General features: G+C 54.9%; 20 protein-coding genes and 1 other annotated feature. Of the genes, 8 read left to right on the top strand and 12 right to left on the bottom strand.

Going from position 1 to position 20,181, the window contains the following annotated elements; translation table 11 throughout:
• Positions 1-6 precede the first annotated feature (6 nt).
• Positions 7-315: a LapA family protein gene (locus AC4OVS_RS10080; RefSeq protein ID WP_006810839.1), complete on the bottom strand. Its 309-nt coding sequence runs from the start codon at positions 313-315 to the stop codon at positions 7-9.
• A 148-nt stretch (positions 316-463) separates the two neighbouring features.
• Positions 464-1,231: a phosphatidylglycerophosphatase B gene (gene pgpB / locus AC4OVS_RS10075; RefSeq protein ID WP_032622464.1), complete on the bottom strand. Its 768-nt coding sequence runs from the start codon at positions 1,229-1,231 to the stop codon at positions 464-466.
• Positions 1,232-1,428: 197 nt separating this feature from the next.
• Between pgpB and ribA the strand changes: the two genes are divergently transcribed.
• The gene (gene ribA / locus AC4OVS_RS10070) at positions 1,429-2,019 is read left to right on the top strand and encodes a GTP cyclohydrolase II (protein WP_013096372.1); all 591 of its coding nucleotides are present in this window, start codon (positions 1,429-1,431) and stop codon (positions 2,017-2,019) included.
• Between the two features lie 37 nt (positions 2,020-2,056).
• Here ribA and acnA read toward each other — a convergent pair whose 3' ends face one another.
• The 6 genes from acnA to topA form a co-directional block, all read right to left on the bottom strand.
• Positions 2,057-4,732 (bottom strand): aconitate hydratase AcnA, encoded by a 2,676-nt coding sequence (gene acnA, locus AC4OVS_RS10065; protein WP_199126584.1) that lies wholly within the window; start codon positions 4,730-4,732, stop codon positions 2,057-2,059.
• A 165-nt stretch (positions 4,733-4,897) separates the two neighbouring features.
• A complete protein-coding gene (gene ymiC, locus AC4OVS_RS10060; protein WP_032103392.1) occupies positions 4,898-4,996 on the bottom strand; it encodes a small membrane protein YmiC in 99 nt (32 codons plus the stop codon).
• A 137-nt stretch (positions 4,997-5,133) separates the two neighbouring features.
• Positions 5,134-5,304 carry a YciX family protein gene (locus AC4OVS_RS10055; RefSeq protein WP_032677277.1) on the bottom strand — a complete coding sequence of 57 codons (171 nt, stop codon included), beginning with the start codon at positions 5,302-5,304 and terminating at the stop codon, positions 5,134-5,136.
• A 2-nt stretch (positions 5,305-5,306) separates the two neighbouring features.
• Positions 5,307-5,447, bottom strand: a complete 141-nt coding sequence (locus tag AC4OVS_RS10050; RefSeq protein WP_096168876.1) for a YmiA family putative membrane protein — start codon at positions 5,445-5,447, stop codon at positions 5,307-5,309.
• A gap of 336 nt (positions 5,448-5,783) precedes the next feature.
• Positions 5,784-6,758, bottom strand: a complete 975-nt coding sequence (gene cysB, locus AC4OVS_RS10045; protein WP_006810844.1) for an HTH-type transcriptional regulator CysB — start codon at positions 6,756-6,758, stop codon at positions 5,784-5,786.
• A gap of 186 nt (positions 6,759-6,944) precedes the next feature.
• Positions 6,945-9,542 (bottom strand): type I DNA topoisomerase, encoded by a 2,598-nt coding sequence (topA, locus tag AC4OVS_RS10040; protein WP_491922354.1) that lies wholly within the window; start codon positions 9,540-9,542, stop codon positions 6,945-6,947.
• Positions 9,543-9,940: 398 nt separating this feature from the next.
• Here topA and AC4OVS_RS10035 point away from each other — a divergent pair, with 398 nt between their 5' ends.
• Positions 9,941-10,192 (top strand): YciN family protein, encoded by a 252-nt coding sequence (locus AC4OVS_RS10035; protein ID WP_003856804.1) that lies wholly within the window; start codon positions 9,941-9,943, stop codon positions 10,190-10,192.
• Between the two features lie 35 nt (positions 10,193-10,227).
• Here AC4OVS_RS10035 and sohB read toward each other — a convergent pair whose 3' ends face one another.
• Entirely contained in the window at positions 10,228-11,274 is a 1,047-nt protein-coding gene (gene sohB, locus AC4OVS_RS10030; protein WP_045621558.1) for a protease SohB, read from the bottom strand.
• Positions 11,275-11,526: 252 nt separating this feature from the next.
• Here sohB and AC4OVS_RS10025 point away from each other — a divergent pair, with 252 nt between their 5' ends.
• Complete coding sequence (locus tag AC4OVS_RS10025; RefSeq protein WP_045308896.1) at positions 11,527-12,288, top strand: YciK family oxidoreductase; 762 nt, start codon at positions 11,527-11,529, stop codon at positions 12,286-12,288.
• Positions 12,285-12,875: a cob(I)yrinic acid a,c-diamide adenosyltransferase gene (gene cobO / locus AC4OVS_RS10020; protein WP_045308895.1), complete on the top strand. Its 591-nt coding sequence runs from the start codon at positions 12,285-12,287 to the stop codon at positions 12,873-12,875. The genes AC4OVS_RS10025 and cobO overlap by 4 nt, the downstream gene beginning before the upstream one ends.
• Before the next feature lie 35 nt (positions 12,876-12,910).
• Here cobO and rluB read toward each other — a convergent pair whose 3' ends face one another.
• From rluB to rnm, 3 genes are all read right to left on the bottom strand, one after another.
• Positions 12,911-13,786 carry a 23S rRNA pseudouridine(2605) synthase RluB gene (rluB, locus tag AC4OVS_RS10015; protein ID WP_003856794.1) on the bottom strand — a complete coding sequence of 292 codons (876 nt, stop codon included), beginning with the start codon at positions 13,784-13,786 and terminating at the stop codon, positions 12,911-12,913.
• A gap of 97 nt (positions 13,787-13,883) precedes the next feature.
• A complete protein-coding gene (locus AC4OVS_RS10010; protein ID WP_003856793.1) occupies positions 13,884-14,504 on the bottom strand; it encodes an L-threonylcarbamoyladenylate synthase in 621 nt (206 codons plus the stop codon).
• Positions 14,501-15,382: an RNase RNM gene (gene rnm / locus AC4OVS_RS10005; RefSeq protein ID WP_032622438.1), complete on the bottom strand. Its 882-nt coding sequence runs from the start codon at positions 15,380-15,382 to the stop codon at positions 14,501-14,503. The genes AC4OVS_RS10010 and rnm overlap by 4 nt, the downstream gene beginning before the upstream one ends.
• 139 nt (positions 15,383-15,521) lie before the next feature.
• Between rnm and trpL the strand changes: the two genes are divergently transcribed.
• The 4 genes from trpL (at position 15,522) to trpCF (ending at position 20,180) form a co-directional block, all read left to right on the top strand.
• A complete protein-coding gene (gene trpL / locus AC4OVS_RS10000) occupies positions 15,522-15,566 on the top strand; it encodes a trp operon leader peptide (protein ID WP_071524153.1) in 45 nt (14 codons plus the stop codon).
• Positions 15,543-15,637: a sequence feature (Trp leader region), on the top strand. (Overlaps the previous gene by 24 nt.)
• A 23-nt stretch (positions 15,638-15,660) precedes the next feature.
• Positions 15,661-17,223, top strand: coding sequence for an anthranilate synthase component 1 (locus tag AC4OVS_RS09995; RefSeq protein ID WP_192970023.1), 1,563 nt, complete (start codon positions 15,661-15,663; stop codon positions 17,221-17,223).
• Positions 17,223-18,818, top strand: a complete 1,596-nt coding sequence (gene trpD, locus AC4OVS_RS09990; protein ID WP_022648332.1) for a bifunctional anthranilate synthase glutamate amidotransferase component TrpG/anthranilate phosphoribosyltransferase TrpD — start codon at positions 17,223-17,225, stop codon at positions 18,816-18,818. Before AC4OVS_RS09995 ends, trpD begins: the two co-directional genes overlap by 1 nt.
• 3 nt (positions 18,819-18,821) lie before the next feature.
• Positions 18,822-20,180 (top strand): bifunctional indole-3-glycerol-phosphate synthase TrpC/phosphoribosylanthranilate isomerase TrpF, encoded by a 1,359-nt coding sequence (gene trpCF / locus AC4OVS_RS09985; RefSeq protein ID WP_032624116.1) that lies wholly within the window; start codon positions 18,822-18,824, stop codon positions 20,178-20,180.
• Position 20,181 lies beyond the last annotated feature (1 nt).

Below are 20,181 nucleotides of genomic sequence, written 5' to 3'. Positions count from 1 at the left end.
ATTCGATTATTCCTTGACTACCGGCACACCAGAGCTCGCCGGAATGTCAGTCGCAGGCGTAAGTTGATGTTCAAGTCGTTTAATTTTACGTTCAGCGCGAACAAGGGAAACACGAACCTTAAGCCAGAACAGGCCACATACAAGCCAGCCGATGACAAAACCCGCTGCGAATAACACAGCCAGCAGGCTCGACACCCGGTACTCGCCCTGCGCCAGCAGATAGTTGAAACTTACCTGTTGATCGTTTTGCGCGCCCAATGTGACTGAAATGACAAAAATCGCCAACACCAGTAAGAAAATGAGTAAATATTTCACATGACTTCCCGTTATGTGGTTCGAGCGTATAAAGCGTGTTCAACTCACGGCAATCAGCCTTATAAGCTACCATTTTAGTGGCGGGCGCGAAACGGAAAAAGTAATGCGCCCTTCATGGATTTATGGTCAAAATGCGGAATATCAAGCTTCAGGTTCCGCCTGACTCCCTTTCGGCTATTTCTTCCTTCTCTTCCTGCGGTGGCGTCAGAGGCCCACAAAAACGTTGTGCAAGCCAGGTCGCCAGCGTAACCAGTACCCACGAAATCAGCGTAGCCACCACCAAATCACGCGGCCAGTGCATCCCCAGCAGCATCCGGCTGCCCATTACGCCTGTCGCCCAGACCAGCAAAATCGCAATCGTGAGGGTACGTCGACGTGGCCAAAGCAGCCCCACGCCGAGTAGTGCCCAGCTGGCAGCAAACATCGTATGTCCGGAAGGAAACGCAAAGCCGGTCTCTTTTTGCCAGTGTTTGCGTAAAAATGTCGGGATATCCTGCTGTTCCGCAAGCTGTTCTTTCACCAACGCCCCGCGATCCTTACGCTTTAAAGTGTAGAACTCATCTACCGGAATATGGTGCGTTTTTTCCAGCCAGATAACAAAGGGACGGGGTTCCTGCACGCGATCTTTCACCCACGACTTCACCCCCTGCCCGACAAGAATGGCGCCTCCGAGAATGGCAAATAATACCAGCGCCGCGCGAAGACGAAAGCGCAGGCACCACAGGAACCAGGCACAGAGCAGCACGTGCGTTATAATCCCCCAGGGCTGGGTGACCGTCTCAGTTATCCAGTATAAGGCTTTCAGCCACGTCTCGTTTTGTCCGGGCTTCCACATCCAGCCGGAGAACCAAACGATCAGGGGTATAACAAGCAATACGGCGGCGCCTGCGGCCGTGCGTCTGGCAATTGAAAGCATGTCCTCTCCTTTTTCACTAAGCACCACAATCATAACTGAATTTCCACCTTCTGGTGGATATGTCGGATCGTGCGTTTAACGTCCGTATAGCGTGGTGGTGATTAGGTGAAGTAGCCGGGCTTGTGGCAAAATAGTCCAATACAGAAAGCAAAATGGGGCAAAGGCACGAAACGTGTCAGCCTGGTATGGAGAATCACATGCAGCTTAAACGTGTGGCAGAAGCCAAACTGCCAACCCCATGGGGCGATTTCCTGATGGTGGGTTTTGAAGAACTGGCAACCGGACAAGATCACGTCGCCCTGGTATACGGTGACATTTCGGGGCAGACGCCGGTACTGTCCCGCGTTCATTCTGAGTGTCTGACCGGTGACGCGCTCTTCAGCCTGCGCTGTGACTGCGGTTTCCAGCTCGAAGCCGCTCTTTCTCATATCGCAGAGGAGGGACGTGGCGTGCTGCTGTATCACCGCCAGGAAGGACGCAATATCGGTCTGCTGAATAAAATCCGCGCCTACGCGTTGCAGGATCAGGGCTATGACACCGTCGAAGCAAACCATCAGCTCGGCTTTGCTGCTGACGAGCGCGATTTCACCCTCTGCGCAGATATGTTCAAGCTGCTGGGCGTGGACGAAGTGCGTCTGTTGACCAATAACCCGAAAAAAGTGGAGATCCTCACTGAAGCGGGCATCAATATTGTGGAACGCGTACCGCTGATTGTCGGCCGCAACCCGAAAAACGCGCACTACCTCGATACCAAAGCTGCCAAAATGGGGCATCTGCTGAGCGAGTAAACGCAAAACGCCCGGCACATGTGCCGGGCGAGTTTGATCAGTCCAGCATCTTACGAATCACATAATGTAAAATGCCGTCGTTCTGGTAATAGGTCAGCTCTGTTGCCGTATCAATACGACACCGACAATCCAGCACTTCTGTTGTACCATCTGCCCGCGTTAACTTCACCGGAACGGTTTTACCCGGTTGCAGATTTTGCAGACCGCTGATATCAATCTGCTCTTCCCCGGTCAGACCCAGCGTTTTACGCGTTATGCCCTGCGGGAACTCCAGCGGCAGGATCCCCATCCCGATCAGGTTTGAGCGGTGGATACGTTCAAAGGATTCGGCAATCACCACGCGAACCCCGAGCAGACGTGGACCTTTAGCCGCCCAGTCGCGACTGGAACCAGAGCCGTACTCTTTACCGGCAATAACGGCCAGTGGCGTACCCTCCTGCTGATACTTCATGGCTGCGTCATAAATTGAAATGACCTCTGTATCTGGCAGGTGGCGCGTCATGCCCCCTTCCACGCCCGGGACCATTTCATTACGAATGCGGATGTTGGCAAATGTCCCGCGCATCATCACTTCGTGGTTACCGCGGCGCGAACCGTAGGAGTTAAAATCGCGACGTTCCACGCCACGGCTTTGCAGATACCGACCTGCCGGACTGTCCGCTTTGATGCTCCCCGCTGGTGAGATATGGTCAGTGGTGACGGAATCGCCCAGCATCGCCAGAATGCGCGCGCCGTGTATATCTTTCAGCGGTGCAGGCTCCGCCAGCATCTCATCGAAGAAGGGCGACAGACGAATATAGGTGGAATCATCCTGCCAGTCATAGGTATCGGAACCCACCACGTCAATCGCTTTCCATTCCGCTGTACCTTCGAACACTTCCGCATACTCTTTGCGGAACATCTCGGTGGAAACTTTCTCTACCGCGCGCGCAATTTCACGCGATGATGGCCAGATGTCTTTCAGATAGACAGGTTCATTTTTGCGATCGTGACCAATCGGATCGGTCGCCAGGTTAATGTTCATGTTTCCGGCCAGAGCATAGGCTACAACCAGCGGCGGCGAGGCCAGCCAGTTGGTTTTCACCAGCGGATGAATACGCCCCTCAAAGTTTCGGTTACCGGAAAGTACCGCGCCAACGGTCAAATCACCCTGCTTGATCGCCACTTCAATAGGCTCAGGCAGTGGACCAGAGTTACCGATGCAGGTCGTACAGCCGTAGCCCACCAGGTTAAAGCCCAACTCGTCGAGGTACGGCGTGAGTCTGGCCTGCGCCAGGTAATCGGAAACCACTTTCGAACCAGGCGCCAGCGACGCCTTAACCCACGGCTGTGGCTTGAGCCCCAGTTCTACCGCTTTTTTCGCTAGCAGCCCGGCTGCCATCAGCACACTCGGGTTGGACGTGTTGGTACAGGAGGTGATAGCGGCGATCACCACGGCGCCGTCAGGGAGCTGATACTGATGCCCGTTCAGAACATAGTCCACAGGACGGTGATCTTTTTGCGCGGCGTTAACCTCCAGCTCATTGCTGGCGGCAAAGGCTTTCGGAACGTTGCTCAGGGCGACGCGGTCCTGCGGTCGTTTCGGCCCTGCGAGGCTTGCCTCAACGGTGCCCATATCCAGTTCCAGCGTGCTGGTAAATACCGGCTCGTCACCCGGGTTACGCCACATGCCCTGCGCTTTGGTGTAGGCCTCTACGAGCGCCACCTGCTCCTCGCTGCGACCACTGAGGCGCATATACTCAAGCGTAACGCTATCAATCGGGAAAAAGCCGCAGGTCGCACCATATTCCGGCGCCATGTTGGCGATGGTGGCCCGGTCCGCCAGCGGCAGTGAATCCAGACCATCACCATAAAATTCAACGAATTTACCCACCACGCCATGCTTACGCAGCATCTGGGTGACCGTCAGAACCAGATCCGTGGCGGTAATGCCTTCGGACAATTTACCGGTCAGCTTAAAGCCCACCACATCGGGAATGAGCATCGATACCGGCTGGCCGAGCATGGCCGCTTCCGCTTCAATACCACCGACGCCCCAGCCCAGAACGCCAAGGCCGTTAATCATGGTCGTGTGTGAATCGGTGCCCACCAGCGTATCCGGGTAAGCCACCCATTCTTTATCCTGCAATTCACTCCAGACGGCTTTGCCGAGATATTCCAGGTTGACCTGGTGACAAATGCCGGTGCCTGGTGGAACAACGCTGAAGCGGCTGAACGCCTGCTGACCCCATTTGAGGAAGACATAGCGTTCATGGTTACGTTCCATCTCCAGACGGACGTTTTCACCGAAAGCATCGTCGTCACCAAAGTGATCGACGGTGACGGAGTGGTCGATGACGAGGTCTACCGGTGAGAGCGGGTTCACCTTAGCCGTATCGCCCCCGAGACGCATAACAGCTTCACGCATGGCGGCCAAGTCCACAACCGCCGGCACGCCGGTGAAATCCTGCATCAATACCCTGGCCGGGCGGTAGGCAATTTCTTTGTCTGCATGAGCATTTTTCAGCCACCCTGCCAGAGCCTGGATATCCTCCTCGGTAACCGAGTCGCCATCTTGCCAGCGCAAGAGGTTTTCCAGTAGTACTTTCAACGACTTGGGTAACCGCGAAATGTCCCCAAGCGTCCTGGCAGCCAGCGGTAAGCTGTAGTAGCGCCAGGTTTTATTTTCCGCCTGTAATGTGTCCTTACTGGCTTCGCGTAGGGTTAACGACATAAGCTCCTCCTTAAAAACAGGGATGTCCTGACAATCATCAGGGCTGTAATTAAAGATAACACAAAGATGTCGTAACGTTTTGATAACAACCCAAATTGATAAATTTAGGAATGGTCCAACGCGAGGGATTAAACAAAAAACCCCGCCGTGGCGAGGTTTTACGATTTAGTGTAAGGCCAGCCAGAGGAGCTGACACCAGAAGAGGATCGACGCTGAGAATACGCCGAGCCATGACCAGTATTTTACGGTTGTCATGTTATTCATCATAGGGACACCAGACTTTAATTATTTAAGGATGCGAGGTCTGCCCTCGTTCTATATTGCTGATGTGTATTTATTAAGGAGTACAAAAGTGCACAGTCTTTATTCAGACTATTTGCATCATTACGCAAAAATCAAAATTATTGTTTTTTGGGTTCGTCTTCTGCGAACACATCAATAAAGGCCTGCTGCTGTGGCGTCAGTTGCCAGGAGGCTGGCACGCTGGTTCCTGGCGCCTTACGCGCTTTGTGAGCATTGTCACGAAGCTGACACATCTCTTTTCTCGCGTCAGTACGCACCGTCATGACCATATTCAACCCCAATATTTCCAGACGAGAAGAGCAACAACCACCCAGAACAGGGCAGAGCCGAGAAAGACCGCCAGCCAGGCTTTACGCTTAAGCGCGGGATCCCTTTGCGGTTCTTCACTTCCTGACGGCATTGCTAACCTCATACAATCGATATCGCTTATCATTTAGAGACCAAACAATTGGCACAAGTAATCATCTGATGAGATAAATCCTAAAGAAACTTTAGCCGAAAAGCCAGTGAATTTACGAATCTGAGCCTGGGAAAATTCAATCTTTTGACCAGAAATAAATAATTGAAAAGAATAATTTGCACACCTGTAAATTAGTTTCTACTTTTGTCGCAAATTTGCGACAGTAAAACCCTATTCATCAAATGGGTTATGACGATATATGACAGTAGGCGCAGATGAGGTTAATTCTAATTTAGATTTAAAGGGGGAAACCGGTATCTTTCCTGAAGAGAAAGATACCGGGTGTAATTATTTGGCAGGAAGTTTGATGTCTTTAAACATCTCTTCGATGTCTTCATTGGAGCGTAACGCCACGGCCGTGTCGACCACGTCACGCGTTAAATGCGGTGCGAAGCGCTGAATAAAATCATACATATAGCTGCGAAGGAACGTGCTGCGACGAAAACCTATCTTGGTGGTGCTGTGGCTGAAGATATCATGCGCGTCCAGACGCACCAGATCCGGGTCTGATACAGGATCCACCGCCATGCTGGCAATAACGCCTACGCCCAGACCCAGACGCACGTACGTTTTAATGACGTCCGCATCCGTTGCAGTGAAGACGATCCGTGGCGTTAAGCCGGCGCGGTTAAAGGCGGTGTCTAGCTCAGAACGGCCCGTAAATCCGAACGTATAGGTAACCAGCGGGTATTGCGCCAGCTCTTCGATTGTCACTTCGCCCTTCCCCGCCAGCGGATGATCGGGGGTCACGACAATAGAGCGGTTCCAGTGGTAGCACGGGAGCATGACCAGATCATCGTACAGATGAAGAGCTTCCGTCGCGATGGCAAAATCGGCATTGCCTTTAGACACGGCCTCTGCGATTTGCGTCGGTGAGCCCTGATGCATATGCAGGGAAACGCGGGGATAGCGTTCGATGAAACCTTTGATCACCCCGGGAAGCGCATAACGCGCCTGTGTGTGCGTGGTGGCAATATAAAGGGAGCCTTTATCCGGCCAGGTATGTTCCCCGGCGACGGATTTAATGGCGTCGACTTTGGAAAGCACTTCTCGTGCGATGCGAATGATTTCCTGCCCTGCCGGCGTGACCTGAGTCAGGTGCTTACCGCTGCGGGCAAATATCTGAATACCTAATTCATCCTCCAGCATACGCACCTGCTTACTGATGCCAGGCTGCGAGGTATAAAGACCTTCTGCGGTGGAAGAGACATTGAGGTTATGATTGACGACCTCAACGATATAGCGAAGCTGCTGTAATTTCATGCCAGACCATCCGATTTAGCGCATGCGTCAATCGCTTAATACGATTTGATAATAAGAAACGGGTTAACTATAACCACTATATCATTTATAGCCAGGCTGTATAGTACGGAACAAAAAATAATAACAACGTAATAAAAAAGGGCCGGAAGTCCGGCCCTTTCACAGGTAAGTTACGGTAAGTGAAGATTATTTTTTACCTGCAACCCATTTTTCGTCGACAAAGAAGGCTGACCAACCGGTCGCTTTACCCTCTTTCTCTGCCGCCACGTACTGCTGCTTCGTTTTACGGCTAAAGCGCACCACGGTTTTGTTGCCTTCCGGATCCTGCTGTGGCGCATCGGCCAGGTAACGCAGTTTCTCCGGCAGACGGTCACGGAAGCGGTACAGCTCTTCTACCAGCGGCGCACGGGTTTCGCGCGATTTCGGGAAGGTGTTGGCCGCCAGGAATACCCCGGCAGCGCCGTCACGCAGCACGAAATACGCATCTGACTTCTCGCACGGCAGCTCAGGAAGCGGAACCGGATCTTCCTTCGGCGGCGCAACTTCACCGTTACGCAGGATCTTACGCGTGTTTTTACAGTCGTCGTTGGTACATGCCATGTACTTACCGAAGCGTCCCATTTTCAGGTGCATTTCGGAACCACATTTCTCACACTCAACGATCGGACCGTCATAGCCCTTAATGCGGAACTCACCTTCTTCGATCTCATAACCGTCGCAGGTTGGGTTATTACCGCAAACGTGCAGTTTACGTTTTGGATCGATCAGGTAGCTGTCCATCGCCGTGCCGCATTTCTTACAGCGGCGCTTGGCGCGCAGTGCGTTGGTCTCCGCATCGTCACCTTCCAGCACGTTGAGAACTTCGTTCTCCGGCACGAGGTTGATAGTGGTTTTGCAACGCTCTTTCGGCGAAAGCGCATAACCAGAACAGCCGAGGAACACGCCCGTGGTTGCGGTACGGATCCCCATTTTACGGCCACAGGTTGGGCAGTCGATGCTGGTCAGTACCATCTGGTTAGGCAGCATGCCGCCTTCTTCAGGATCTTTCTCAGCTTTCTCAAGCTGGTTGGTAAAATCGCTGAAGAAGCTGTCGAGAACTTTCTTCCACTCGGCCTTATGGCTGGCAACCTCATCGAGACTGTCCTCCATCTGCGCGGTGAAGTCATAGTTCATCAACTCACGGAAGTTAGCTTCCAGACGGTCGGTAACAATCTCACCCATTTTTTCAGCATAGAAACGACGGTTCTCAACGCGAACGTATCCACGATCCTGAATGGTCGAAATGATTGACGCATAGGTAGACGGGCGACCGATGCCGCGTTTTTCCAGCTCTTTTACCAGCGACGCTTCGCTGAAACGCGCAGGCGGCTTGGTGAAGTGCTGGGCCGGTACCAGATCAACCAGCGACAGCTCGTCGCCTTTGTTGACGGAAGGCAGCGTTCTGTCTTCATCACCTTTACGCAGCGCAGGCATCACTTTTGTCCAGCCGTCGAAACGCAGAATGCGGCCGCGCGCTTTCAGGCGGAAATCACCCGCGCCAACGGTCAGCGTAGTGGAGTCGTATTTCGCTGGCGTCATCTGGCAGGCCACGAACTGGCGCCAGATCAGCTGATACAGCTTCTGGGCGTCCGCTTCCATATCTTTAAGAGATTCCGCCAGAACGGAAACGTCAGAAGGACGGATCGCTTCGTGCGCTTCCTGAGAATTCTCTTTGCTGGCGTACTGATTAGGACTGTCCGGCAGGTATTTCTTACCGAAGTTGTCCTCGATATAGCCACGCACCATGCTGACAGCGTCCTGGCTAAGGTTGGTGGAGTCAGTACGCATGTAGGTGATGTAACCCGCTTCATACAAACGCTGGGCCATCATCATGGTTTTCTTCACGCCGTAACCCAGACGCGTACTTGCCGCCTGCTGAAGCGTTGACGTGATAAACGGTGCGCCAGGCTTACTGCTGGTCGGTTTATCTTCACGATCCAGCACCTGATAACGCGCTTTTTCCAGCAGCGCTACGGCGGCCATGGTCTGATCGCGATTTTCAGGACGGAACGGTTTGTCGTTGTGGTGGCTCACCTGCAACGGCAGCGCATCGCCGCCCGGCGTGGTGACATTCGCATCCACTTCCCAGAACTCTTCCGGGACAAACGCTTTGATCTCGCGTTCACGTTCGACAACAAGACGAACAGCCACAGACTGCACTCGTCCCGCAGACAGGCCGCGAGCGACCTTTTTCCACAGCAACGGCGAAACCATGTAGCCTACAACGCGGTCCATAAAGCGACGCGCCTGCTGAGCGTTAACACGGTCGATATTCAGTTCACCCGGCTTTTCAAACGCCTGACGAATCGCATTCTTTGTAATTTCGTTAAACACTACACGGCTGTAGCGTTTGTCATCACCCCCAATCACTTCCCGCAGGTGCCATGCGATGGCCTCCCCTTCGCGGTCAAGGTCGGTTGCGAGATAAATGTGGTCTGCTTTTTCAGCAAGCTGTTTCAGCTCGTTAACGACTTTTTCTTTGCCTGGCAGCACTTCGTATTGTGCATCCCAGTTGTGCCATGGGTTAACACCCATGCGGTTGACAAGCGCGCTACGTTCATCCTTTTTAGGCTTTTTAGCCCCTTTGGTGGAGGTAGAGTCTGCGCTCTTTTTGCTGGCTGAGCCACTTGTCGGCAAATCGCGAATGTGACCAACGCTGGACTTAACCACGTAGTCATTGCCCAGATATTTATTGATCGTTTTGGCTTTTGCCGGGGACTCAACGATGACGAGAGCTTTACCCATATTCACCTTTACCTAATTTAATTCTTCCAGGAATACGCCGCACGTTGATTTCCCTTCCGCTGACGACGAGCCATTGATATTGCGACGTCGTCAGGGGATATCAACCCCTTTGTCTTACCGAACGTCAGTATGGCGACATCCAGGTCATTGAGTTTTCGGGTATTTTTCTCACATCAAAGTTCATTCGTGACGAATTCCCGGTCGAATGTCAAGCAATTCTGTTGCCAGAATGACGAAAGCGCACACTGTACCTGATAAAATTCGTTACGCAACTTTATTAGCATGCAAAAGCAAATCCCGCCAGCCAGCCCCTGTTCCTTATACCCGCGAATAGCAGGGAAAATTTGCCCCCGAAGCGACCCAGGCGTAGACTATTGTCACTGTTTAAGGAGTGGAATATGCAGAATACGACCCAACCCATTGACCGAGCTTCACTGCTTATCGAAGCAAACAAACTCATTCGCGACCATGAAGACACCCTGGCGGGTATTGAAGCGACTGGCGTGGAACAACGTAATGGCGTGCTGGTGTTCAGCGGTGAATACTTCCTTGATGAACAAGGGTTACCAACCCCGAAAAGCACCGCCGTGTTTAACATGTTTAAATACCTGGCGCATACCCTCTCAGAGAAGTACCACCTGGTCGATTAAAACGAAAACGCGAGGCATCTGCCTCGCGTTTTTCTTTACAGCAGCGGCTTTTGTCCGCGCTGCAACCAGCGTATCAGCAGGCGATCCGCGCTTTCTGCCGCACTATTGGTTAAACGGTCGAGCAGGCGCTTACGTCGGGTGAAGCGCACCCCCACCAGCTCACGACCTTCCATCAGGTTGAGCAGGAGGTCGTCGCTGGTACCCACTTCATCCACCAGCCCTTTCTCCTGCGCCTGCGTGCCGTACCAGTGTTCGCCCGTAGCCACCTGCTCAATGTCCAGCGTTGGGCGCATGCGGTGCACGAAATCCTTGAACAGATGGTGAGTTTCGTTCAGATCTTCCCGGAACTTCTGCCGTCCCTCTTCGGTATTTTCGCCGAGCAGCGTCAGCGTACGTTTGTACTGACCCGCCGTATGCAATTCGATGTCGATCTCTTTATTTTTCAGGAAACGATTGAAGTTAGGGATCTGCGCAACCACCCCAATCGAGCCGATAATGGAGAACGGTGCTGCGACGATTTTATCCGCCACGCACGCCATCATATAGCCGCCACTCGCCGCGACCTTATCTACCGCCACGGTGAGCGGGATCTGTTTATCCCGCAGACGTTGTAACTGCGAAGCCGCCAGTCCATACCCATGCACTACGCCGCCCGGGCTTTCAAGGCGTACCACCACCTGATCCTGGGCTGTCGCCACGGCCAGCACCGCGGTCACTTCCTCACGCAGAGAGGAGACTTCATGCGCATCCATGCTACCTTTAAAATCGAGCACATAGACGCGCGGTTTTGCGTCAGCCTGTGGCGTGGCGAGCTTAGCTTTCGCCTTCGCGGCTTTGGCGTCCTGCTTATGTTTTTTCTTCTGGGCTTTTAGCCACAGCTTCTGTTGATGATCGTCAAGCAGCGCCAGAGACATCTCTTCCCGCATCTCTTTATACTGCTCGCTCAGGCGGGTAATGCGTAACTCACCACGCTGACGCTTACGCTGCGTCAGGTTGACAATCAGGACGGCAATCACCGCGACAGCAATAACCACCGTAGCGATTTTGGCCAAAAACAACCCATACTGAGAAAGTAATTCCACGCGTTCCACCTTGATTTAACCACGAATCTTACACGCCAGTGTACAACAGCCCTGCGCAGGCGTCTCGCTCTGGACATTAGCTCTGCGAGGCGGCTTCAGGAATCCCCCGTTTCTGGTTTAAATCTTTGCAAATTGTTAATTTCCCAGCGTTCTGTCCTGTAGACTGATTGAATTCTGACGCGGTTTCGGGCATAAAGCCGAAAAGTCATAAATAAAGGTGCAAGTCACGCCCAATGCGCCTGAGGAGCCACCGTGCATTATCAGCCACAAAAAAACCTTCTACAGAACCGCATCATTCTGGTTACCGGTGCCAGCGACGGGATTGGTCGCGAAGCGGCGCTGACTTATTCTGAATACGGTGCGAGCCTTATTCTGCTGGGACGTAATGAAGAAAAGCTCAAAGCCGTTGCCCGTGAAATCGAAAACGCCGGCGGTACCCCCACGCCCTGGTATACGCTCGATCTGCTGACCTGTACGTCAGCGTCATGTCAGGCCCTTGCCCAGCGCATTAGTACGCATTATTCGCGTCTGGACGGCGTACTACACAACGCGGGGTTACTGGGCGAAGTGCGCCCGATGGATGAACAGGATCCGGAGATTTGGCAGCAGGTGATGCAGGTTAACGTCAATGGGACGTTTTTCCTGACCCAGGCCTTGCTTCCTTTATTACTTAACTCAGATTCCGGTTCGCTGGTGTTTACCTCCTCCAGCGTGGGGCGTCAGGGTCGTGCGAACTGGGGGGCTTACGCCGCCTCAAAATTTGCCACGGAAGGAATGATGCAGGTGCTGGCCGAAGAGTATCAAAACCGCCATCTGCGGGTTAACTGTATTAACCCTGGCGGTACGCGCACTAAAATGCGTGCCAGCGCGTTCCCGACAGAAGATCCGCAAAAGCTTAAAACCCCGGCCGATATTATGCCTCTTTACCTGTGGCTAATGGGTGACGACAGCCGTCGTAAAACCGGAATAACATTCGATGCTCAGCCAGGCCGCAAACCGGGGATATCGCAATGAGTGAAGACCGTCATCAACAGCGCCAGCAGCGTCTGAAAGAACAGGTTGATGCACGCGTGGCGGCCGCTCAGGACGAGCGCGGGATCCTCATCGTGTTCACCGGCAACGGCAAAGGCAAAACCACCGCCGCATTCGGTACCGCCACCCGCGCAGTCGGGCACGGTCAGAAAGTGGGCGTGATCCAGTTTATCAAGGGTGAATGGCCCAACGGCGAGCGTAATCTGCTCGAACCGCAAGGTGTTGAGTTTCAGGTGATGGCGACCGGTTTTACCTGGGATACCCAGAACCGGGAAACAGATACCGCAGCCTGCCTCGCCGTCTGGGAGCATGCCAAAAGAATGCTCTCTGACCCGTCGCTGAACATGGTGTTGCTGGATGAGATCACCTATATGGTGGCCTATGACTACCTGCCGCTGGAAGCCGTGCTGGAGGCCCTCAGGAACCGCCCTGCACACCAGACGGCGATCGTCACGGGGCGCGGGTGTCATCGGGACATTCTGGAGCTGGCCGATACCGTCAGCGAACTGCGTCCGGTTAAGCATGCGTTCGATGCGGGTATCAAAGCGCAAATAGGGATTGATTACTGAAGAAAAAAGCCCGGTATATTCACCGGGCTTTTAGATTAACCGTTGTTATTACGGCTGCCAGAGCGGCGATTGCTGCTAACCTGGCTGTGACGTTTAACCGCACGGCGGATCTGATTCGCCTTCATACGACGACGATCTTTCTCTACCGCCACTTTCGATGTGGTTTCTGGCGTCAGGCCAACCAGATCGCGCAGGTAGTTGGTTTGCGTCAGATCCAGCTCGGTATAGCCGCCACGTGGCAGGCCTTTCGGCAGCAGGATGTCGCCATAGCGGACACGAATCAAACGGCTTACCTGGACACCGACCGCTTCCCACAGACGACGCACCTCGCGGTTACGTCCCTCTGTCAGGGTAACGTTGTACCACTGGTTAATGCCTTCACCACCGGTAAACTTGATGGTTTTGAACGCCGCTGGGCCGTCTTCTAGCTGAACGCCACGCGACAGATCGCGCAATTTGTTCTCATCAACCTGACCGAAGACGCGCACGGCGTATTCACGCTCCACTTCACGACTCGGGTGCATCAGGCGGTTTGCCAGTTCACCATCGGTGGTGAACAGCAGCAGGCCACAGGTATTCACGTCCAGACGCCCTACGGCAATCCAGCGGGCGCCACGCAGTTTTGGCAGACGGTCGAACACCGTCGGGCGGCCTTCCGGGTCGTTGCGGGTACACAGTTCGCCTTCCGGCTTGTAGTAAGCCAGCACGCGGCAGATCTGTTCAGCGGACTCTTTCACGGAGATAAGATGGCCGTCAATGCGGATCTTCAGCCCCGGTACGATTTCAACGCGGTCACCGAGTGTGGCGATTTTACCGTCCACACTCACGCGACCTGCTTCAATAATGGCTTCGATTTCACGGCGCGAACCGTGGCCGGCACGCGCCAGCACTTTCTGTAACTTCTCGCTCATTGAGCTTCCTCAGGTGTCGCCTTCACAGGCGTCGAATCAGGTCAAAAACAGGGCAACGCCCTGCTTTGATGGCCGCGTAGTATATCTGCTTACACCCTTACAAGAAAGGCTTAACATCGCCCACGCCTTCACGAATCACTTCTGGCGCGTCTTCGGTGAGATCCACCACGGTGGTCGGTTGCTGGCCTAGATAGCCGCCATGAATAATCAGCTCCACCACTTTCTCCAGACGATCTTTGATCTCTTCCGGGTCGGACTCGGTAAACTCACTGCCCGGCAGCATCAGCGAGGTAGACAGCATCGGCTCGCCGAGGGTTTCCAGCAGCGCCTGGGCAATCGGGTTCGACGGCACGCGCATGCCGATGGTTTTACGTTTTTCCTGCAACAGACGACGCGGCACCTCTTTTGTCCCTTTCAGAATGAAGGTGTAGTTTCCCGGCGTGTTGTTTTTGATCAGGCGAAAGGCCACGTTGTCGACATACGCATAGGTCGACAGCTCAGATAGATCGCGACACATTAGGGTGAAGTTGTGGCCGTCCGGCAGCTGGCGGATGCGACAGATGCGCTCCATCGCCCCTTTATCCTCGATTTTACAGCCCAGCGCGTAGCCAGAATCGGTTGGGTAGACAATAACGCCGCCTTTACGGACGATTTCCACAGCCTGATTAATCAGACGTGGCTGTGGGTTATCCGGATGGATATAGAAAAACTGACTCATACTTCCCTCTCTTCAATTTGCTGTGGCTGTTCCCAGAGCTGCCAGACGGGCTCAACGCCAGCGGGTAACCAGAGCTTGCGCCCCAGTTCAATCCACGCGCAGGGTTGATGGAAATCTGAACCCTGTGACCCAAGCAGGCCAAACTGACGGGCGTAGGTCGCGAGCTGCGAACGCTCATTGGGTGCCTGCTGACACTGGGCAACTTCCATCGCCTCACCGCCGGATTCGGCAAAGTGGGCCAGCAACCTTTTCAGCCATTTAGCAGAAAGATTATACCGCCCCGGATGGGCCAATACGGCCTTACCACCAGAATGATGAATCACATCAATAGCTTGTTTTATTGTACACCACTGGGGAGGAACGTATCCGGTTTTCCCGCGCGCCAGATACTTTTTAAACACATTCGCCATGGTCGTCGCTTTACCGGCGTCAACCAGAAAACGGGCGAAATGGCCGCGCGTGACCGCCCCACCGTTCGCCAGCTTGCGCGCGCCTTCCAGCGCACCGGGGATATGCGCCTTCTCAAGACGTTCGCCTATCAACTCCGCGCGTTGATTGCGTCGTGCTTTTTGTTCTTGCAAAAATGCGCACATTGCCGGATGTTCTGTATCAATATTCAGGCCAACGATATGAATTTCGTGGTTTTCCCAGAGCGTGGAGATCTCGACCCCGGGCACCAGATTTAGCGCCAGCCCGCTTCGGGCAATCTCGGCGCGCGCGGCGGGGATGGCGTCTGTTGTGTCGTGATCGGTTATTGCCAGCGTGCCGACACGCATTTCAACGGCGCGATGGACCAGGGCTTCGGGCGTCAGCAGGCCATCTGAAGCCTGCGTATGGCTGTGTAAATCATAAATTACGGCGTAGGTGGTATCGCTCAAAGCACTTCCCATAACAGTCTGGAGACATCCGAAGCACCTATGATACCGACTTACCGCGAAATACTGAAATCAGGGGTTGACAACACGCCATCGAACTAGTTAACTAGTACGCAAGTTCACACGAGAAAGGTATCTGAAAATGACAGCACATTTCGCTCTGCACGGTTGGTGGCGTACTTCCTGATCTTCGGGCAGTGTCACGCGTCTGCGAAAAGCAAACAGATACCCGGCCCGCTCCCAAGCGGGCTTTTTTTTGAACAGAATATGAGAATAACAACATGCAAACAGCCAAACCCCACCTCGAACTGCTGACCTGCGAGGCGGCCTATCGCCATAACCCTACCGCGCTCTTTCATCAGGTGTGCGGTGCACGTCCTGCGACGCTGCTGCTGGAATCTGCTGATATCGACAGTAAGGACGATCTCAAAAGCCTGCTGCTGGTTGACAGCGCGCTGCGCATTACCGCATCGGGTGACACTGTCACTATTAAGGCGTTATCCGAGAATGGCGCGTCGCTGCTGCCGCTGCTGGATGCGGCTCTGCCTTCAGGCATTGAAAATGAGCGTCATCCGGACCTGCGAATTCTGTATTTCCCGCCGGTAAGCCAGTTGCTGGATGAAGATGCCCGCCTCTGCTCACTCTCCGTTTTCGACGCCTTCCGCCTGCTGCAAAATCTGGTCATTGTGCCGGAAGATGAGCGCGAAGCAATGTTCTTTGGCGGGCTGTTTGCTTACGACCTGGTTGCTGGCTTTGAAGATTTACCGGAAACCGAGCAGGGTAACCGCTGCCCGGACTACTGCTTCTACCTGGCCGAAACCCTGCTGGTGATCGACCATCAGAAAAAATACACCCGCATTCAGGCAAGCCTGTTCACGCCATCTGTGTCTGAGAAAAATCGCCTCGCGCAGCGCATCGCCCAACTGCAACAGCAGATGTCAGAAGCACCGCCCGCGCTCCCGGTGCAGCGTGTTGAAAAGATGACCTGCGAGGTGAGTCAGACCGACGATCAGTACGGCGCGGTGGTGCGTCAGATGCAAAAAGCGATTCGTGCCGGGGAGATTTTCCAGGTGGTGCCGTCCCGTCGCTTTTCACTGCCCTGCCCGTCGCCGCTGGCGGCTTACGATGTGCTGAAAAAGAGCAACCCAAGCCCGTACATGTTCTTTATGCAGGACAATGATTTCACTCTGTTCGGCGCGTCACCGGAAAGCTCCCTCAAGTACGACGCCACCAGCCGCCAGATTGAGATCTACCCGATAGCGGGAACCCGTCCACGCGGCCGTCGTGCCGATGGCTCCCTGGACCGCGATCTCGACAGCCGCATCGAACTGGAAATGCGTACCGACCACAAAGAGCTCTCCGAACACCTGATGCTGGTTGACCTGGCACGTAACGACCTGGCGCGTATTTGTACGCCGGGCAGCCGCTATGTGGCAGACCTGACCAAAGTCGACCGCTACTCCTTCGTCATGCATCTGGTATCCCGCGTGGTGGGTGAGCTGCGCCACGACCTCGACGTCCTGCACGCCTACCGCGCCTGCATGAACATGGGCACGTTGAGCGGCGCGCCGAAAGTCCGCGCCATGCAGCTGATTGCCGAAGCTGAAGGCCGCCGTCGCGGCAGCTACGGTGGCGCGGTGGGCTATTTCACCGCTCACGGTGACCTCGATACCTGCATCGTGATTCGCTCCGCCTACGTTGAGGACGGCATTGCTACCGTCCAGGCCGGGGCCGGGATTGTGCTGGATTCTGTTCCGCAGTCGGAAGCCGACGAAACCCGCAGTAAAGCGCGCGCGGTACTGCGCGCCATTGCTACCGCACACCATGCACAGGAGATTTTCTGATGGCTGACATTCTGCTGCTCGATAATATCGACTCCTTTACCTACAACCTGGCAGATCAGCTGCGTGCGAATGGACACAACGTCGTTATCTATCGCAACCACGTTCCGGCCCAGACGCTGATTGACCGTCTGGCGACCATGCAAAACCCGGTGCTGATGCTCTCCCCGGGGCCAGGCGCACCGAGCGAAGCGGGCTGTATGCCTGAGCTGTTGACCCGTATGCGCGGCAAGCTGCCGATTATCGGCATCTGCCTCGGCCACCAGGCGATTGTCGAAGCCTACGGTGGTTACGTGGGTCAGGCGGGGGAGATCCTGCATGGTAAAGCGTCAAGCATTGAACATGACGGTCAGGCGATGTTTGCCGGTCTGCCGAACCCGCTTCCGGTGGCGCGTTACCACTCACTGGTCGGCAGCAATATTCCGGCCGGGCTGACGATTAACGCCTCGTTTGAAGGGATGGTGATGGCGGTGCGTCACGATGCGGATCGCGTCTGCGGGATGCAGTTCCACCCGGAATCTATCCTGACGTCTAACGGCGCGCGCCTGCTGGAGCAAACGCTCAACTGGGCGTTGCAAAAGCTGGAGCAGACCAACACCCTGCAACCGATTCTGGAAAAACTGTATCAGGCCCAGACCCTGAGCCAGCAGGAGAGCCACCAGCTTTTCTCCGCCGTCGTGCGCGGCGAGCTGAAGCCTGAGCAGCTGGCCGCTGCGCTGGTGAGCATGAAAGTGCGCGGCGAAAGCCCGCAGGAGATCGCCGGTGCGGCAACCGCGCTGCTGGAAAATGCCGCCCCGTTCCCGCGCCCGGACTATCCGTTTGCCGATATCGTTGGGACCGGTGGCGACGGCAGCAACAGCATCAATATTTCGACCGCCAGCGCCTTTGTGGCGGCGGCATGCGGACTGAAAGTGGCGAAGCACGGCAACCGCAGCGTGTCCAGCCGTTCCGGATCGTCCGACCTGCTGGCGGCTTTCGGTATCAACCTGGACATGAACGCCGAGCGTTCCCGTGAAGCGCTGGATGACCTGGGCGTCTGTTTCCTGTTTGCGCCGAAGTATCACACCGGTTTCCGCCACGCGATGCCCGTTCGCCAGCAGCTTAAAACCCGGACGCTGTTTAATGTGCTCGGTCCACTCATTAACCCGGCGCACCCGCCGCTGGCGCTGATTGGCGTTTACAGTCCGGAGCTGGTCCTGCCGATTGCGGAGACGCTGCGCGTCCTCGGTTACCAACGCGCCGCCGTGGTACACAGCGGCGGGATGGATGAAGTTTCCCTGCATGCGCCCACGCTGGTGGCCGAACTGAATAACGGCGAAGTGCTGAACTATCAGCTTGAGGCCGCTGATTTCGGGTTGACCCCGTACCATCAGGACGCCCTGGCGGGCGGCACGCCGGAAGAAAACCGTGACATTCTCACGCGCTTATTACAAGGTAAAGGTGAGGCCGCCCATGAGGCCGCCGTGGCGGCCAACGTAGCCATGCTGATGCGTTTACATGGCGAGGAAGATCTGAAAGCCAACGCCCAAAAAGTTCTGGACGTACTGCGCTCCGGTGCAGCTTACGATCGCGTTACCGCACTTGCGGCAAGAGGGTAAATAATGCAGACCGTTTTAGCGAAAATCGTCGCCGATAAGGCCATCTGGGTGGAAGCCCGTAAGCAACAGCAGCCGCTCGCCAGTTTTCAGAATGACGTCGTTCCGAGCAGCCGTCGTTTCTATGATGCCCTCCAGGGCGCGCGTACCGCGTTTATTCTGGAGTGTAAAAAAGCGTCTCCGTCCAAAGGCGTGATCCGTGACGATTTCGACCCGGCGCGTATTGCCGGTATCTACAAGCATCATGCGTCTGCCATTTCTGTGCTGACGGATGAGAAATATTTCCAGGGCAGCTTCGATTTTCTGCCCGTAGTCAGCGGCATCGCGCCGCAGCCGATTCTGTGCAAAGACTTTATTATCGACCCGTATCAGATCTGGCTGGCGCGCTTTTACCAGGCCGATGCCTGCCTGCTGATGCTCTCCGTGCTGGATGACGAACAGTATCGCCAGCTCTCCGCCGTCGCGCACAGCCTGAATATGGGCGTGCTTACCGAAGTGAGCAACGAAGAGGAGCTGGAGCGCGCCATCGCGCTGGAAGCCAAAGTGGTCGGCATTAACAACCGCGACCTGCGCGACCTGTCGATTGACCTCAACCGTACGCGCCAGCTTGCGCCGCGTCTGGGTGCGGGCGTCACGGTGATCAGCGAATCCGGAATCAACAGCTACGCTCAGGTGCGCGAACTCAGCCACTTTGCCAACGGTTTCCTGATCGGTTCCGCGATGATGGAACACGACGATCTTAATGCGGCCGTGCGCCGCGTGCTGCTGGGTGAGAACAAAGTTTGCGGCCTGACCCGTGAACAGGATGCGCAGGCGGCGTATGAGGCGGGCGCAATCTATGGTGGTCTGATCTTTGTTGAGTCCTCTCCTCGCGCCGTTAATGAAGAACAGGCGCGCAAGGTGATTGCGGCTGCGCCACTGAGCTACGTGGGCGTGTTCCGCAATGCGGATATTAACGACGTTGCGGCGAAAGCGGACGCGTTATCCCTGAGCGCGGTTCAGCTACATGGCGATGAAGATCAGACATACATCGATGCTCTGCGACATGTTCTGGCACCTCAGGTTCAGATCTGGAAAGCGCAAAGCGTTGGCGCCATCCTGCCCGCGCGTAACCTTACGCATGTTGATAAATACGTGCTCGATAACGGCCAGGGCGGTACGGGGCAGCGTTTCGACTGGTCACTGCTGCGTGGCGAAGTGCTGGACAATGTCCTGCTGGCGGGGGGATTAAGCCCCGATAACTGTGTGGAAGCAGCCAAAACCGGCTGCGCCGGCCTCGATTTCAATTCAGGCGTAGAGTCCCAACCGGGCATAAAAGACGCCAGCAAGCTGGCATCGGTATTTAAAACTCTGCGTGCATATTAAG

The organism is Enterobacter sp. 4974935, assembly GCF_058661735.1.
Note: the sequence above shows the minus strand (reverse complement) of the source record. Positions and strands in the feature narration are given on the sequence as shown.

Excerpts from the sequence above, each read along its gene's own strand:
- trpD (WP_022648332.1), top strand. The coding sequence starts at position 17,223 with ATGGCTGACATTCTGCTGCTCGATAATATCGACTCCTTTACCTACAAC.
- cobO (WP_045308895.1), top strand. The coding sequence starts at position 12,285 with ATGAGTGAAGACCGTCATCAACAGCGCCAGCAGCGTCTGAAAGAACAG.
- pgpB (WP_032622464.1), bottom strand. The coding sequence starts at position 1,231 with ATGCTTTCAATTGCCAGACGCACGGCCGCAGGCGCCGCCGTATTGCTT.
- ymiC (WP_032103392.1), bottom strand. The coding sequence starts at position 4,996 with ATGAATAACATGACAACCGTAAAATACTGGTCATGGCTCGGCGTATTC.
- rluB (WP_003856794.1), bottom strand. The coding sequence starts at position 13,786 with ATGAGCGAGAAGTTACAGAAAGTGCTGGCGCGTGCCGGCCACGGTTCG.
- ribA (WP_013096372.1), top strand. The coding sequence starts at position 1,429 with ATGCAGCTTAAACGTGTGGCAGAAGCCAAACTGCCAACCCCATGGGGC.
- AC4OVS_RS10055 (WP_032677277.1), bottom strand. The coding sequence starts at position 5,304 with ATGGTCATGACGGTGCGTACTGACGCGAGAAAAGAGATGTGTCAGCTT.
- AC4OVS_RS10010 (WP_003856793.1), bottom strand. The coding sequence starts at position 14,504 with ATGAGTCAGTTTTTCTATATCCATCCGGATAACCCACAGCCACGTCTG.
- AC4OVS_RS10035 (WP_003856804.1), top strand. The coding sequence starts at position 9,941 with ATGCAGAATACGACCCAACCCATTGACCGAGCTTCACTGCTTATCGAA.
- trpCF (WP_032624116.1), top strand. The coding sequence starts at position 18,822 with ATGCAGACCGTTTTAGCGAAAATCGTCGCCGATAAGGCCATCTGGGTG.
- AC4OVS_RS09995 (WP_192970023.1), top strand. The coding sequence starts at position 15,661 with ATGCAAACAGCCAAACCCCACCTCGAACTGCTGACCTGCGAGGCGGCC.
- cysB (WP_006810844.1), bottom strand. The coding sequence starts at position 6,758 with ATGAAATTACAGCAGCTTCGCTATATCGTTGAGGTCGTCAATCATAAC.
- topA (WP_491922354.1), bottom strand. The coding sequence starts at position 9,542 with ATGGGTAAAGCTCTCGTCATCGTTGAGTCCCCGGCAAAAGCCAAAACG.
- acnA (WP_199126584.1), bottom strand. The coding sequence starts at position 4,732 with ATGTCGTTAACCCTACGCGAAGCCAGTAAGGACACATTACAGGCGGAA.
- AC4OVS_RS10050 (WP_096168876.1), bottom strand. The coding sequence starts at position 5,447 with ATGAGGTTAGCAATGCCGTCAGGAAGTGAAGAACCGCAAAGGGATCCC.